Origin of the sequence: Streptomyces rectiviolaceus (assembly GCF_039533825.1) — a bacterium.
Taxonomy (GTDB): Bacteria; Actinomycetota; Actinomycetes; order Streptomycetales; family Streptomycetaceae; genus Streptomyces; species Streptomyces rectiviolaceus.
The window spans coordinates 64,348-78,196 of record NZ_BAAAUG010000148.1; the positions used below are offsets into that span (position 1 = coordinate 64,348).

Consider the following 13,849-nt stretch of genomic DNA (forward strand, 5'->3'; position numbering starts at 1 on the left):
CGGTCGATCACCGGCTTCGCCGAGTTCGTCCTCAAACGCCGGACGGGCTGGAAGATTCCGGCCGGGCTGGATATATCCAGCCCGGCCGGCGTTTGAGGCCATCTTGTCGGGGGTCCAGGGGGCGGAGCCCCATGGTTTCGGGAAGGGGTGGGATTGGGGAAAGCCCCGCAGGGACCGCCTTTACAACAACCCCGCCCCCGCCAAAAACTTCCCCACCCGCTCAACCTCCCCGGAGGCCAGCGGAACCTGCGGCTCCGCCGTAACAGGACAAGCAATCACACCCCGCAGGTACAGCGCCGCCTTGAACGCCCCCAGCGCCGACGAACTACCCCCCATCCGCCCCGCATCCCCCACCCCCACCATCCCGAAAAGACCACACAACCGCTCCTGCTCAACCCGCGCCCGCCCCCAGTCCCCCTCCCGGCAGTAGCGGTAAAGCCGCGCATACCCCTCCGGGTCCACATTCCCAAGCCCCGGCACCACCCCGTCCGCCCCCATCGCCAACGCCGCATCCACCGTCGTCTCCGACCCCGTCAGCACGCTGAATCCCGTCACATCAGGACGCAGCCGCGCCCCCAGCACCACCTCCCGGAAGTTCCCCTCCTCCCCGCTGGAGTCCTTCAGCCCGGCAAGCACCCCCTCCGAAGCCAGCTCCAGAACCAACTCCGCGCCCAGCTTGGAGTGGACCGCCACCGGAAGGTCGTACGCGAAGACCGGCACCGGCGACCCCGCCGCCACCAGGCGGAAGTGGCGGGCCACCTCCGCCGGATGCGTGCGCGTGTAGAAGGGAGCCGTCGCCACCACCCCGTCCGCCCCCGCATCCGTAACCGACCGGACGTGATCCAGAACCCTTGGCGTAGCCATGTCGATCACCCCTGCCAGGACCGGGAGTTGGCCCCCGACATGCCCCACCACGGTGTCGATCACGACCCCCCGCTGAGCATCCGTCAGGTACGCCGCCTCCGACGAAGAGCCGAGGACGAAGAGACCGTCCACGCCACCCCCGACGAGATGATCGACCAGCCTCGTCAAGGACGCCGTGTCCACCTCGTGGTCCGGTGTCAGGGGAGTGCAGACGGGCGGAACGACACCGGTCAGCGGGGTGGGCATGGTCATGGAGTCTCCCTGGGGCTCGCGTCCGTGGCGGCGGACTGGATCACTAGCTCGTGCGTGGACTGGCCGTCCCGCACGGGGTGGTGGCAGCGGTAGCGGTGCCCGGACCCCTCGGTCGATGCGAAGTCCGGCATGGTGGCGGCGCAGGCGTCGTCCGCCTTCCAGCACCGCGTACGGAAGGGGCATCCGCTCGGCGGTCGCGTGGCCGACGGCACCGGGCCGACGAGCGGGATCGGGTCGATGGGGTCCAGGAGGCCGGGCGTCGCCGAGAAGAGGGCCCGTGTGTACGGGTGGCGGGCTCTGTCCAGGATCTCCTCCGCCGGCGATTCCTCCACGATCCTGCCCAGGTACATGGTGATGACCCGGTCGCTCATCCTCCGCACCGTCTGGATGTCGTGCGACACGAAGACCAGGGCAAGGCCGAGCCGCTCCTTCAGGTCCAGGAGGAGGTTGAGGATCTGGGCGCGTACGGAGACGTCGAGCGCGCTCGTCGGCTCGTCCGCCACCACCAGCTCCGGTTCGAGGGCCAGGGCGCGGGCAATCGCCACGCGCTGGCGCTGACCGCCGGAGAGTTGTCCGGGCAGGCCGTCCGCGAGGACCTTGGGGAGGCCGACCAGTGACATCAACTCCCGTACGCGTTCGTGGCGTTGGGCGGGTGTCCCCATCCTGTGGACATCCAGTGGGTCCCGGAGGATCTGCCGTACCGTCAGTCTGCGGTTCAGGGCGGTCGAGGGGTCCTGGAAGATCATGGCGGTGTTCCGGCCGATCGCGGTCCGGCGCTCGGCGGGCTTCATCGTCCACAGGTCACGCCCCCGGAAGGACACCGTGCCCGCCGTGGGCCGCTGCACCCCCACGAGCACCTTCGCGAGCGTCGACTTGCCGCAGCCCGACTCGCCCACGACGCCCACCGTCTCGCCGGGCGCGATGGTCAGATCGGCGCCGGTCAGGGCGTACACGCGGTCGCGTGAGAGCAGTCCGCCCGAGCGCGCCCGGTGCACCACGTGCGCGTCGGAGAGGGTGATCAGGTCTTCGGGGGTCGGGTCTTCTGCGGCCATGTCTGCGGTGGCCGGGGCTTCGGGGGTCGGGTCTTCTGCGGTCACTTGAGGGCCTCGCTTCCTCTGGGCCGCGGCACGCCCGGCGGCTGTTCCGCCGGGTGGTGGCAGGCGATGGAATGCCGTGCCCCGCCGGTGAGTTGAGGTGCCGTCGTGCGGCAGACCTCGCTCGCGAGGGGGCACCGGTCGGCGAACCGGCAGCCCGCGGGGAAGTCGGCGGGCGAGGGGACGACGCCCTTGATCTGGGTCAGGCGTTCCGCCGCCGATTCGAGCGAGAGCACCGAGCCGAGCAGGCCGCGCGTGTAGTGGTGCGAGGGCGCCTCGACGAGGTCCGCCGTCACGCCCGTCTCGACGATCTGGCCTCCGTACATCACCACCACCCGGTCGGTGACGTCCGCGACGAGGGCCAGGTCGTGCGAGACGAGGATCAGGGCGAAGCCGAGCTCCTCGCGCAGGCGCAGGAGGAGTTGGATCACCTGGGCCTGGACCGTGACGTCCAGGGCCGTCGTCGGCTCGTCCGCGACGATCAGTTTCGGGTCGCGGGAGAGCGCCATCGCGATCAGGACGCGCTGCCGCTGGCCGCCGGAGAGTTCGTGCGGATAGCTGCGCAGGGTGCGGTCCGGGTCCAGGCCGACCAGTTCGAGGAGTTCGACCGATGTGCGGCGGCCTCCCCTTCGTACGACCTGTTTGAGCTGGGACCGGACCGTCATCGCGGGGTTGAGGGACGACAGTGCGTCCTGGTAGATCATCGCCATGTCGTGGCCGAGCAGCCGCCTGCGGATGCGCATCGGCATGCCGAGCAACTGCTCGCCGTTGAACGTGACTTGGCCGCTGACTCGCGCGCCCTTCGGCTCCAGGCCCATCACGGTCAGTGCGGTGAGCGACTTGCCGCAGCCCGACTCGCCGACCAGGCCGAGGACTTCACCCGGCCGTACGTGGAAGCTGATGCCGTCCACGATGTCCACCCCGCCGTGGCGGGCGTCGAAGCCGATCGCGAGATCGGAGACGGTGAGCACCGCAGGCCCCTCCGGCAGTGGCCGTGCGCGTGAGCGCAGGCGCTGGGCGGCCTCGGTCAGGCCCGGCAGCTCCAGGACCTTGCCGCTGCCCGGCTCGGGAGCCTCGATGCGGTCCTCCTTGCGGGCCGCGCCCGGCACGTCGCGCGTCGCGGGCGCCGCCCACGCGTCCGATACGCCCTCGGAGAGGATGTTCAGGGCGAGGACCGTGATCAGCATCAGGAGGCCCGGGAAGACCGTGGCCCACCAGCCGCCGAGCAGCACCATGTTCTTGCCGTCGGCGATGACGCTGCCCCAGGAGGGGTCCGGCGGGCGCACGCCCGCGCCGATGAAGGACAGCGAGGCCTCGAAGACGATGGCCTCGGCGACCTGCACCGTGCAGAACACCAGGATCGGCGCGGCGCAGTTGATGGCCACGTGCTTGATGAGGATGTGTGGGGTGCGGGCGCCGACGATGCGTTCGGCGACGACATAGTCCTCGCCGTACTGATCCATCACGTTCGCGCGTACGACCCGTGCGATCGGCGGGGTGAACAGGAACGCGATGGCGCAGATCAGGACGAGGATGCCGCCTCCGAAGACCGCCACGAGCACGGCGGCGAGCGCGATCCCGGGGAAGGCCATGACGATGTCAAGGCACCGCATCAGCGTCTCGTCGACCGCCTTGCGCGAGGTCGCCGCGACAGCGCCGAGCACGGCGCCGACGATCAGGGCAAGCAGCGTCGCCCCGAGCCCGATCGCCAGGGACCAGCGGGCCCCGTACATCAGCCTGCTGAGGATGTCCCGGCCGAGGCTGTCCTGCCCCATCCAGTGGTCACCGGACGGGTGTCCGGTGCCGTCGACCTGCGGCTGCTGGTCGAGCGGGTCGTGCGGGGCGATCAGCGGCGCGAAGAGTGCCACGAGCACGACCACGCCGACGACCGCCACCGCGATCCGTGAGAGGACCGGCAGCCTGCGCAGGGAGCGCAGCCGGATGCCGGGCTGCGAGAGCCGCTCGGTCAGAGCCTTGCGCGACATGATCATCAGGCGGTCCCCCTCAGGCGCGGATTGACCAGCAGGTGGAGGATGTCGAGGACCAGGTTCACGACCACGAACCCGACGGCCGTCGTGATGACGACCCCCTGCACGACGGCCGGGTCGCCGTTCTTCACGGCGTCGATCATCAGCTTCCCCATCCCGGGCAGCGAGAAGATCGTCTCGATGACGACCGCGCCGCCGAGCAGATAGCCCACGCGCAGGCCGAGCACGGTCAGCGGATTGATGAGGGCGTTGCGCAGGACGTTGCGGCCGACGACCACGACCGGCGGCAGGCCGCTGCCGATCGCCGTCCGTACGTAGTCCTTGTCCAGCTCCTCGACCACAGCCGTACGGATGATGCGGGTCAGCCCGGCGGCCACGGGCAGCGAGAGCGCGAAGGCGGGGAGCGTCATCGTCTTGAGCCAACCGGTGAAGGAATCACCGGGGTTGACGTATCCGCCGGTCGGGAACCAGCCCGCTTCCACCGCCAGGTACTGGATCATGAGCAGCGCCAGCCAGAAGCCGGGCGCCGCCACACCGGTCAGCGAGATGACGCGGATGAGCTGGTCGGGCAGCCGGTCGCGGTAGATCGCGGCGGTCACGCCGAGAAGGAGCGAGATCACCACCGCGATGCCGAGCCCCATGAAGGTCAGCTGCACGGTGAGCGGAAGCGCGGTGGTGACCTGGTCCACCACCGGTGAGCGGGTGAGCACGCTGATGCCCATGTCGCCCTGGAGCAGATCGCCGACGAACGCGACGTAGCGCACCGGCAGCGGATCGAGCAGGCCGTTCTCCTCGCGGAACTGCTGCAGCTGCTCCTCGGTCGGATTGGCGCCCTGGAAGAACGCCGACGCCGGATCGACGTCCGAGAACCGCATCACGAGGAAGACGAACAGGACGATGCCGAGCAGCAGCGGGACGAGCAGGGCGAGGCGGCGGGCCAGGATTCTGACGATCGCGGTCACGTCGTACTACTCCCAACGGTTGTGCTGGAAGGGCTGGTTGCTTCCCGTCAGGGCTAGTCGGCCCACTTGGCCTGGAGGAGATTGATGCCGGGATAGGGCTGGGCCTTGATGCCGGTGAGCTTCTTCGGGTCCCAGGCGGTCATCAGCTCGTTGTGGACGACGGGGTAGATCACCGCCTGCTCGGCGACGGTGTCGATGTAGTCCTGGACCATGGCCTTCTTCTTGGTCGCGTCGGGCTCGCGCGTCGCCTGGTCCATGTCCTTGAAGAGCTTCTTGGCGGTGGAGTTGCCCGCCCAGCGGGCATAGCCCATCCACAGGTTCTCGGGCCCGTAGTTGTAATGCATGATCAGGTCGGGGTCGATGCCGAACTGGTTGGGGTTCGATGCCGCCGCGACGATCTGGTAGTCCTTCTTCTGGTCCATCTTGGTGAAGACGGCCGTGGTCTCCTGCGGGTCGAGCGTCGTCTTGACGCCGATCGCGTCCCACGAGGCCTTGATGGTCGGCAGACAGTCGACGATCCAACTCACGTTCACCGCCATGAGGTTGATCGACAGATCCTTGACCCCGGCTTCCTTCAGGAGCTTCTTCGCCTTCTCGGGGTCGTACGCGTAGACCGTCTTCGCCGGGCGGTAGGCGGGGTTGGACTCGTTGAGGAACGAGGTCGACGCCTTGCCGTGGCCCTTGAGCGCGACCTGGATCATCTTCTCGGTGTCGATGGCGTAGTGCAGGGCCTGGCGCACGCGTACGTCGTCGAACGGCTTGTGCGCGGTGTTGAACATCAGGAACAGGTTGTTCATCCCCGCCCCGCCCTCGACGCTGAGCCCGCCCTTCTTGAGCTGCTCGATGTTGGCGTACGGGATGTTGTCCGCGATCTCCGAGTCCGCGCTGCCGCCGGAGATCTTCGCGACGCGGGGGGCGGCGTCCACGATGGTCAGCCAGTTCATCTTCTTGAAGGCGGCCTTGCGCGGGCCGTTGTAGTCGTCGAAGGCCTCGAAGGTGGTGTTGGACTTCGGGGCGTGCGACGCCTGCTTGTACGGGCCCGAGCCCACCGCCTTGCCCTTGGTCGCGTCGTCCCAGGCCCCGGGCTTGGAGAAGACGTGCTTCGGCATGATCTTGGCGAGGGAGAGCCGGGCAAGGCCGTCCGGGAACGGGAACTTCAGGACGAACTCGACGGAGGTCGCGTCGACCTTCTTGACCTCCTTCAGCCAGCTCTCGAAGAAGCCCTTGGCCAGGGTCTGCGTCTTGGGGTCCAGGATGCGGTCGAAGACGAAGACCACGTCGTCGGCGGTGACGGGCTTCCCGTCGTGCCACTTGGCGCCGGGCCGCAGCGTGAACTTCCAGGTGGTCGCCTTGTCGTCGGTGGGGACCTCCGTCGCGAGCGCGGGGTACGGCTCGCGGGTGATGGGATCGGTGTTGAGCAGGCCCTCGTAGATGTGCTCGTTGCCGGCCATCGCGAAGGCGGACGCGGTCTGCGTCGGGTCCCAACTGCCGTCGTTCCCATAGCCGATGACGGCGGTGAGGGTGGAGTCGCCGCCCTTCCCGCCGCCTCCTCCGGCGTCGTTCGTGGACTCGGGTCCCGACGAGCAGGCGGAGAGCGTGGTGGTGATGGCGGCGGCCGCGCCCAGCGCACCGGTGTATTTGAGGAAGGACCGGCGGCCCGGTGCGGGTCCGTCCGTTGCGGGTCCGGTGGAGCCGATGCTGGTCTTCTGATCGCTCACTGTGTCTCCCCTTGCTCCCTTGAGAGATCCCACGTCCTACGTCGTGGTGGCGTGGCGACCATAAGAGCGCCGCGATGGCCGGTCAAGAGATCGCGCACGGATCTGAATCCGGGTCGTCCTGAACGATGTTGGTCCGGAGGTGGGACGTGGGATGTCATCCGTGCCTACGATGTGCCGCATGCCTCAGGAGCCAGTCCGCGAACGGCGTGTGGGCAGTCAAGTCCAGCGCTCAGTCATGCAGTTGATCCTCGACAGAAGGCTTCGGCCGGGCGCTCTGCTGCCCACCGAGGCCGAGCTGATGGAAGAGCTGGGGGTCAGCAGGAACTCGGTGCGCGAGGCGCTCAAGGCGCTCCAGGCCCTGGACATAGTGGAGATCAGACACGGCTACGGGACGTATGTGGGGCAGGCGTCGCTGACACCGCTTGCCGACGGCCTCACCTTCCGTACGTTGGTGCAACTGGCGGACGACACGCATGCGCTGGCGGAGATCCTTCAGGTGCGGGAGGTGCTTGAAGAGGGTCTGGTGCGCCGGGTGGCGGTGCTGCTCACGGACGAGGAGCTGTGCCAACTGGAGGCGCTTGTCCGGAAGATGGAGGAGGCGGCGGATACGGGCGCGGCCTTCCCCGAGCTGGACCGCGAGTTCCACGAGACGCTCTACCGCTCGTTGGGCAACGAGCTGGTGCCGCAGCTGCTCGGCGCGTTCTGGAACGTCTTCAACCGGGTGGCGGGGGTGCGGGGATGGGCCCGCGATCCGGCGCCGGACGTGACGGTGCGCAGGCATCGGGACATCGTGACGGCGCTGCGGGCGCGGGACGTGGAGCGGGCTCAGCGGGCGATGGCGGATCACTTCCGGGGGATCGAGGCGCGGTCGGGCCAGGAGTCGAGGGGCGTGGGATGAGCGAGGGACGCGGGATGAGCGAGGGAAGCGGAACAAGACTGGGTCACTTCTATGACCGAGTGCCGTCGCTGGGATACGGCGGTGACTACAACCCCGAGCAGTGGGGCCCGGACGTCCACGCCGAGGACTCCGAGCTGATGCGCGAGGCGGGCGTGAACCTCGTGACGCTCGGGATCTTCTCCTGGGCGAAGACGGAGCCCGCCCCCGGCACGTACGACTTCGCCTGGCTGGACGGCCACATGGACCGTCTCGCGGAGGCGGGCGTCGCGGTCAGCCTCGCCACGATGACGGCGTCCCCGCCGCCGTGGCTGACGCGCCTGCACCCGGGGACCCTCCCGGTGACGGAGGACGGCGTCCGCCTGCACCCCGGCTCCCGCCAGCACTGGTGCCCGTCGAGCCCGGTCTACCGCCGCTACTCGATCCGCCTCGCCGAACGCCTGGCCACGCGCTACGGCACGCACCCCGCCCTCGCCCTCTGGCACATCGGCAACGAATACGGCTGCCACATCTCACGCCACTGCCACTGCGAGGTGTCGACGGCGGCGTTCCGCGCGTGGCTGCGCGAGCGCTACGGGACGGTGACGGCGCTGAACGACGCCTGGTCGACAGACTTCTGGTCCCAGCGCTACGGCACGTTCGAGGAGATCCACACCCCCCGCAAGGCCCCATCGTTCCGCAACCCGGCCCAGCAGCTGGACTACTGGCGCTTCTCCTCGGACGAGCTCCTGGCGTGCTACTTGGCGGAGAAGGAGGTCCTGACCCGCATCACACCGCACGTACCGGTGACGACGAACTTCGTCCCGATAGCGAAGACGCTGGACCTGCACGCGTGGGCCCCGCACCTGGACGTGGTGTCGTACGACTCGTACCCGGACCCGCACGATGCGTCCTCCCTCCACCGAACGGCCTTCTCGTACGACGTCATGCGAGGCCTGAAGGGCGGCCAACCGTGGCTGCTCCTCGAACAGGCGCCGGGCGCGGTCAACTGGCGCGAGCGCAACGGCAGGAAGCCCCCGGGCCGCATGCGCCTGGACAGCTGGCAGGCGGTGGCGCACGGCGCGGACTCGGTGCTGTTCTTCCAGTGGCGGCAGTCGCGCGGGGGAGCGGAGAAGTTCCACTCGGCGATGGTGCCGCACGGGGGCCGGGAGACGCGGATCTTCAGGGAGGTACGGGAACTGGGCGCGGAACTGGCGCGATACCCCGAGCTGCTGGGCTCCCACCCCTCGCGGGCGGACGCGGCGCTGCTCCTGGACTGGCCGAGCTGGTGGGCCCTGGAACTGGACGCGCACCCGAGCAAGGACGTGACGCTCCTGGACGCGGCCCTGGCCCACCACAAGCCGCTGTACGACGCGTCGGTGGCGTGCGACGTGGTGTCCGTGGACGCGGACCTGACCGAGTACCGCTTGCTCCTGATCCCCAACCTCTACTCGGTGACGAACGAAACAGCGGAACGAATTTCGTCATACGTACGGGAGGGCGGCACCCTGGTCATGTCGTACTTCTCCGGGATCGTGGACGAACACGACCGCGTCCACCTCGGCGGCTACCCGGCCCCCTTCCGCGAACTCCTCGGCCTCAGGGCGGAGGAGTTCGACCCTGGCCCCGACGGCACCTGGTCGGAGGAGATCCACCTGGAGGGCGCGGAGGCCGTGACCACGTTCCCCGACGGCACCCCCGCGGTGACCCGCCACGCGTACGGCGAGGGCACGGCCTGGTACCTGGGCACACGCCCCGCCCCGAAGGAGATGCGGGAACTCCTCGACCGGGTGCGAGCGGAGTCCGGCGTGACCCCGGTCCTGCCGGGCCTCCAGGAGGGCGTGCAGGCGCGGACCCGGGTGACGGCGGCGGGGGAGCGGTTCCATGTGCGGATGGACCACAGGGACTACTCGGTGGAGGTGCTCCGCGACTGACTCCCCTCATATATCGGCGTTCCGGTGGATGGCTCAATCGGTCGCCCTCAACCGGCCGCTGGCTTTCGTGCCCGGAATCGTAGTCCTCCGCTCTCCGGATGCCGGTCCACGAACGGGTCCTTGAAGCCGGCTGCGGCCAGGCGGGGCGGGAGTTCGGCCGGGGGCAGGGTGTTCATCGTGTCGCGGAAGTGCAGCAGGCGGAAGCGGAGGTTCGGTTGGCTGTCGCTGCCCGCGAAGACGCCGCCCGGCCGCAGCACGCGGAACGCCTCTGCGAAGATGCGGTCCTGGAGCGCGTCGGTAGGGACGTGGTGCAGCATCGTGAAGCAGACCACCGCCGAATAGGCCGCGTCCGGTAGCGGCATGTCGGAGCCGTCCGCGTGCAGGATGCGGGCGCGGTCGCCCCACTCGCGCTCCAGGAGGCGGACCGTGTCGCCGTCGATCTCCACCGCCGTGAGGCTGGGGACCCGGTCCACCAGTACGCGCAGGTTGGCGCCGTAGCCCGGTCCGATCTCCAGGACTTCGTCGCCCAGTTCGACGTCTTCGAGGGCCCAGGGCAGCAGGCGGTCCTTGACCGCCTGCGCCCACTTCTGGGAACTGCACAGCTTGCGATGTGCTCGGTTCATCGGCATACCGGCGACGCTAGATCCGGCCCTTCCGTGTCCGCCACGGGCTAGGCTGCCGTCCCATGTCGCAGACCGGACACCCCTATGCGGCGCTGACCGCCGTCTTCGTCGGCGACTTCACGATGCCGCGCGGCGTGAAGTTCGCCACGCATCAGCACCCCGTGCATCAACTCGCCTGGTCCGCAAAGGGGTTGCTGCGCATCAGGACGGACTCCGGCTCCTGGTTGCTGCCCCCTTCCCTCGCCCTGTGGATCCCCGCCGGCCTGCCCCACGCGACCGAGGCCGAGGGCGACACCGTGATGCGCAGCCCGTACGTCGATCCGGCGCGCTGCCCCGAATCCGCCGCCTGGACCGAACCGACCGTCCTCGCCGTGGGCCCCCTCCTGCGCGCCCTGATCGACCACCTGCTCCGCACCGACCTCGCCCTGGACGCGCGATCCCGCGCGGAGCGAGTGCTCCTCGACGTGCTCCACCCCGTCCCGGTGACGAGCATCTCCGTGACCGAACCGAAGGACCCGCGCGCGAGGGAGGTGGCGGAGGCTCTCGCAGCCGATCCCTCCGACGGGCGCCCTCTGGAGGCCTGGGGCCGGGCCGTCGGAGCCAGTGCTCGCACCCTCGCCCGGCTCTTCTCCGCCGAGACCGGCCTGGCGTTCGGCCAGTGGCGCGAGCGGCTTCGGATGCAGGCCGCGATGCCGATGCTGGCCGGCGGCATGACGATCGAAGCGGTGGCCTCGCGGGTCGGCTACGCCTCGGCCAGCTCTTTCGTCGCCGCGTTCCACCGCATCGTGGGGCTGACCCCGCGCCAGTATTTTCCCGTGCGGCCGCACGGACAGCGGAGTTAGCGTTCCGCCATGCCCGAACTGCAGCGTCTCCGCTCCGACCACGCCCCAGCCCTGCTCGCCTTCGAGCTTGAGAACCGCGACTACTTCGCGAAGTCCGTCCCCGACCGTGGCGACGCCTACTTCGCCGAGTTCGACGCGCGACACGAGGCCCTGCTCGCCGAACAGGCCGCCGGGACCTGTCACTTCCACGTGATCGTCGACGGTACGGGCGCGGTGCTCGGGCGGGTCAACCTCGTCGACGTGGCGGGTGGAGAAGCCGAACTCGGCTATCGCATCGCCGAGAGCGCGGGGGGCCGCGGCCTCGCCACGCGTGCCGTACGGCAGGTGTGCGGGGTCGCTGCCGCTGAGTACGGTCTCACTGCCCTGCGGGCGGCTACAGATGCGGGGAACGCGGGGTCCCGGGCCGTGCTGGCCCGTGCGGGGTTCGTGGTGGTGAGTGAGGTGAGCGGCGCGGGCGGCGGCGTCGAGGTTCGGTACCGCAGGGAGGGACTTGGGCTCTGACCAACTCTCAGATTCGCGTCGCCAGGGACTCAAGCTCCTTGACTCAAGCTCGTTGACTCACGCTCCACCACCGCCGCGAAGTAATCCGCGTACCGCCTGTCGTAGTTCAGTTTCGCCGCATTCGCTCGAAAATACCGTCGGATTTCAGGGCTGCAGGGCTGCAGGGTTCCAGGATTGCGGGGCCTCTCATCGGGCCACTGCGCAACACCCGACCGCGGTTTCCGAATGGTCTGTTCGAAGTGGCCGATGTTTCCGCGAACCATTGGCCACGGCCAACCGTCCGCCGCTGACCCGCAGTTGAAGAGCACAGACTCCTGCCGAGTGTAGGCCGGACCCGTCACCATCGAGGCGTGAAGCGTGAAATCCGATGGGAAAGGGGAGCCACGTCATGGCTGAAAGCTAAGGCGTACTCGATGTACTCGACGCTATGCGTCGAAGAAGCGGAGGAGACCGTGAAGGAATTGCGTGCCGCACTCGCGCGGGCCGGAATTATTCTGCCGTCATCGCGGATCGACCCCACATCTTGGTTCCGTGAAGCCCCCTGCCCGCTCATCGAATGGGGCGGCGAGCGCGGAGGGCCGGCATGAACCTGTACCTCCCCATCGGCGCCTACGCCGTGGACACCCGCACCGGACAGGTGGGCAGGGTCATGGGCCACGAAGGCCCGTACATCCAGCTGCGCCCCTTCGGCGGCGGGCGGGAGTGGGACTGCGCGCCGGACGCGCTCAGGACCGCCACCGACTCGGAGCGGCTCCGCGCCGCGACCGCCTATGCGAACGCACGAAGTCGGGGTGAAGTCCCGTGACGTAAGGTGCGGGCGCATGGCCATATGGAAATGGAGCAAGCCGAGGGTCGAGTCCAAGTACCCGACACCGCTCACCATGCACCAGCTGTGGATGGTGTCGCTGAGCGCGCCGGTCAGCCGGGACAAGGACGCATCCCGGACGACCCTGTATCCGTTCACCCGCGTCGACGACGGCAAGGCCGAGAAGTGGCTGGCCGATCAGTGGGAAATCACCGCGCCCGAGCAGCTGCTCGGGCGCCTGGGCGGGCTCGCGAGCACCGGCTATCGCGCCATGGCCCGGCGGCGCACCGGCGTCGCACCGCTGGCCTGGGACATCGCGCTCTACGTGGACATCTCACGGCGCGGCTTCGCCTGCGGGATGCTGAGCGAGGCCGACACCTGGAACCGGCTGAAGAACGTGGTGCCCACGGTGGCCGGGACGTACGCCTCATGGAAGGAGTACGCCGACCACTACCTCCTCGGCAGGCAGGTCTGGCAGGACAGCCTCAGGGGCACCGATGACCAGAACTTCCCCGCGCCCCAGGCCGCCTCCGACGCCCACCTCCAGGCGCTCCTGGACCCGGCGAACCGGACGAGCCCCTGGAACCTCGCCCCCTGGGAAGCGATCAGCCACCCCGACCAGGCCAGGACCGCCCGCCGCCAGGGCTAGTGCTGCTGCGGCTTCGACGGCGTCAGCTCGCTCGGCCGCACGATGACGTACCCCTCACCGCGCAGCATCAGCTGCACCGCCTCGCCGGAACCGCCCCTGATCATCGAGCCGACGGACTGCGAGCGGTGCAGCGTGGTGTCCAGGTTCGCCGTCCAGCCGACCACCGCGTCCGTGTCGACGTACACCGGCTGCTGCGGCGACACCGGGATCACCAGCGGGTTGCCGTCGCAGACCAGGCCGAGCTGCCCGGCCCCCGTGAAGACGCTGTTGAACAGGCCGCCGCCCGTGACGCCCGCGCCCTTCACCGTCTTGATCTCGTACGAGAGCGTCGCGTCGAAGCACAGGACGTTGCGGCCGTTGACGGTCAGGACGTCGCCCGGCTCGATGTCGACGATGAAGCAGTTCTGCGCCTCGTGCGCGAACCACGCCTCGCCCTGCCCGCGCACCGCCATGAGCGGGAGACCCTCACCGGTCATCGCCCGCTTGAGCATGCCGCCCACACCCTGGCCCTTGCGCTCGAACTGCAGGTCGCCGCGGTAGGCGATCATCGCGCCCTGCCGTGCGTGCATCTCGCCGTTGACCGCGTACTTGATGGACTTGGCGTTCTGCAGGGTCATCCCGGGGACGACGGACTGCTGCGCCATGTGCTCCGTGGAGAACAGCTCACTCTTCATGCGGGCATTTTGACAGGTGTGGGTAGTTCGTCCAGGGGGCGCGGGACAACGAGCCTACGAGGAATGACA

14 protein-coding genes are annotated in these 13,849 nt (G+C 69.0%); 7 read left to right on the top strand and 7 right to left on the bottom strand.

What is annotated here, in order from left to right; genetic code table 11:
- Positions 1–180 precede the first annotated feature (180 nt).
- From ABD378_RS34190 to ABD378_RS34210, 5 genes are read right to left on the bottom strand one after another with little or no spacing between them, the layout of a single operon-like run.
- The gene (locus ABD378_RS34190) at positions 181–1,116 is read right to left on the bottom strand and encodes a dihydrodipicolinate synthase family protein (RefSeq protein ID WP_344527421.1); all 936 of its coding nucleotides are present in this window, start codon (positions 1,114–1,116) and stop codon (positions 181–183) included.
- A complete protein-coding gene (locus tag ABD378_RS34195) occupies positions 1,113–2,168 on the bottom strand; it encodes an oligopeptide/dipeptide ABC transporter ATP-binding protein (protein ID WP_344527599.1) in 1,056 nt (351 codons plus the stop codon). The genes ABD378_RS34190 and ABD378_RS34195 overlap by 4 nt, the downstream gene beginning before the upstream one ends.
- Before the next feature lie 41 nt (positions 2,169–2,209).
- On the bottom strand, positions 2,210–4,201 hold the full coding sequence (locus tag ABD378_RS34200; RefSeq protein ID WP_344527423.1) for a dipeptide/oligopeptide/nickel ABC transporter permease/ATP-binding protein: 1,992 nt from the start codon (positions 4,199–4,201) through the stop codon (positions 2,210–2,212).
- Positions 4,201–5,160, bottom strand: coding sequence for an ABC transporter permease (locus ABD378_RS34205; protein WP_344527425.1), 960 nt, complete (start codon positions 5,158–5,160; stop codon positions 4,201–4,203). Before ABD378_RS34205 ends, ABD378_RS34200 begins: the two co-directional genes overlap by 1 nt.
- Before the next feature lie 53 nt (positions 5,161–5,213).
- Positions 5,214–6,878 (bottom strand): ABC transporter substrate-binding protein, encoded by a 1,665-nt coding sequence (locus tag ABD378_RS34210; RefSeq protein ID WP_425583920.1) that lies wholly within the window; start codon positions 6,876–6,878, stop codon positions 5,214–5,216.
- Positions 6,879–7,047: 169 nt separating this feature from the next.
- On the opposite strand from ABD378_RS34210, the gene ABD378_RS34215 reads away from it, so the two are divergent.
- Positions 7,048–7,776 carry a FadR/GntR family transcriptional regulator gene (locus ABD378_RS34215; protein ID WP_344527603.1) on the top strand — a complete coding sequence of 243 codons (729 nt, stop codon included), beginning with the start codon at positions 7,048–7,050 and terminating at the stop codon, positions 7,774–7,776.
- Positions 7,777–7,790: 14 nt separating this feature from the next.
- Positions 7,791–9,686 carry a beta-galactosidase gene (locus tag ABD378_RS34220; RefSeq protein ID WP_344527605.1) on the top strand — a complete coding sequence of 632 codons (1,896 nt, stop codon included), beginning with the start codon at positions 7,791–7,793 and terminating at the stop codon, positions 9,684–9,686.
- A 47-nt stretch (positions 9,687–9,733) separates the two neighbouring features.
- Here the strand turns inward: ABD378_RS34220 and ABD378_RS34225 are convergent, their stop codons facing one another.
- Positions 9,734–10,315, bottom strand: a complete 582-nt coding sequence (locus tag ABD378_RS34225; protein ID WP_344527427.1) for a class I SAM-dependent methyltransferase — start codon at positions 10,313–10,315, stop codon at positions 9,734–9,736.
- A 56-nt stretch (positions 10,316–10,371) separates the two neighbouring features.
- Between ABD378_RS34225 and ABD378_RS34230 the strand changes: the two genes are divergently transcribed.
- The 5 genes from ABD378_RS34230 (at position 10,372) to ABD378_RS34250 (ending at position 13,106) form a co-directional block, all read left to right on the top strand.
- A complete protein-coding gene (locus ABD378_RS34230) occupies positions 10,372–11,151 on the top strand; it encodes an AraC family transcriptional regulator (protein WP_344527429.1) in 780 nt (259 codons plus the stop codon).
- Positions 11,152–11,160: 9 nt separating this feature from the next.
- A complete protein-coding gene (locus ABD378_RS34235) occupies positions 11,161–11,652 on the top strand; it encodes a GNAT family N-acetyltransferase (protein ID WP_344527431.1) in 492 nt (163 codons plus the stop codon).
- A gap of 350 nt (positions 11,653–12,002) precedes the next feature.
- Positions 12,003–12,239: a hypothetical protein gene (locus tag ABD378_RS34240; protein ID WP_344527433.1), complete on the top strand. Its 237-nt coding sequence runs from the start codon at positions 12,003–12,005 to the stop codon at positions 12,237–12,239.
- Positions 12,236–12,457 carry a hypothetical protein gene (locus ABD378_RS34245; RefSeq protein WP_386545179.1) on the top strand — a complete coding sequence of 74 codons (222 nt, stop codon included), beginning with the start codon at positions 12,236–12,238 and terminating at the stop codon, positions 12,455–12,457. The genes ABD378_RS34240 and ABD378_RS34245 overlap by 4 nt, the downstream gene beginning before the upstream one ends.
- Before the next feature lie 16 nt (positions 12,458–12,473).
- Positions 12,474–13,106 carry a DUF1266 domain-containing protein gene (locus ABD378_RS34250; RefSeq protein WP_344527435.1) on the top strand — a complete coding sequence of 211 codons (633 nt, stop codon included), beginning with the start codon at positions 12,474–12,476 and terminating at the stop codon, positions 13,104–13,106.
- Here ABD378_RS34250 and ABD378_RS34255 read toward each other — a convergent pair.
- Positions 13,103–13,780, bottom strand: a complete 678-nt coding sequence (locus ABD378_RS34255; protein ID WP_344527437.1) for an AIM24 family protein — start codon at positions 13,778–13,780, stop codon at positions 13,103–13,105. The genes ABD378_RS34250 and ABD378_RS34255 overlap by 4 nt on opposite strands.
- Positions 13,781–13,849 lie beyond the last annotated feature (69 nt).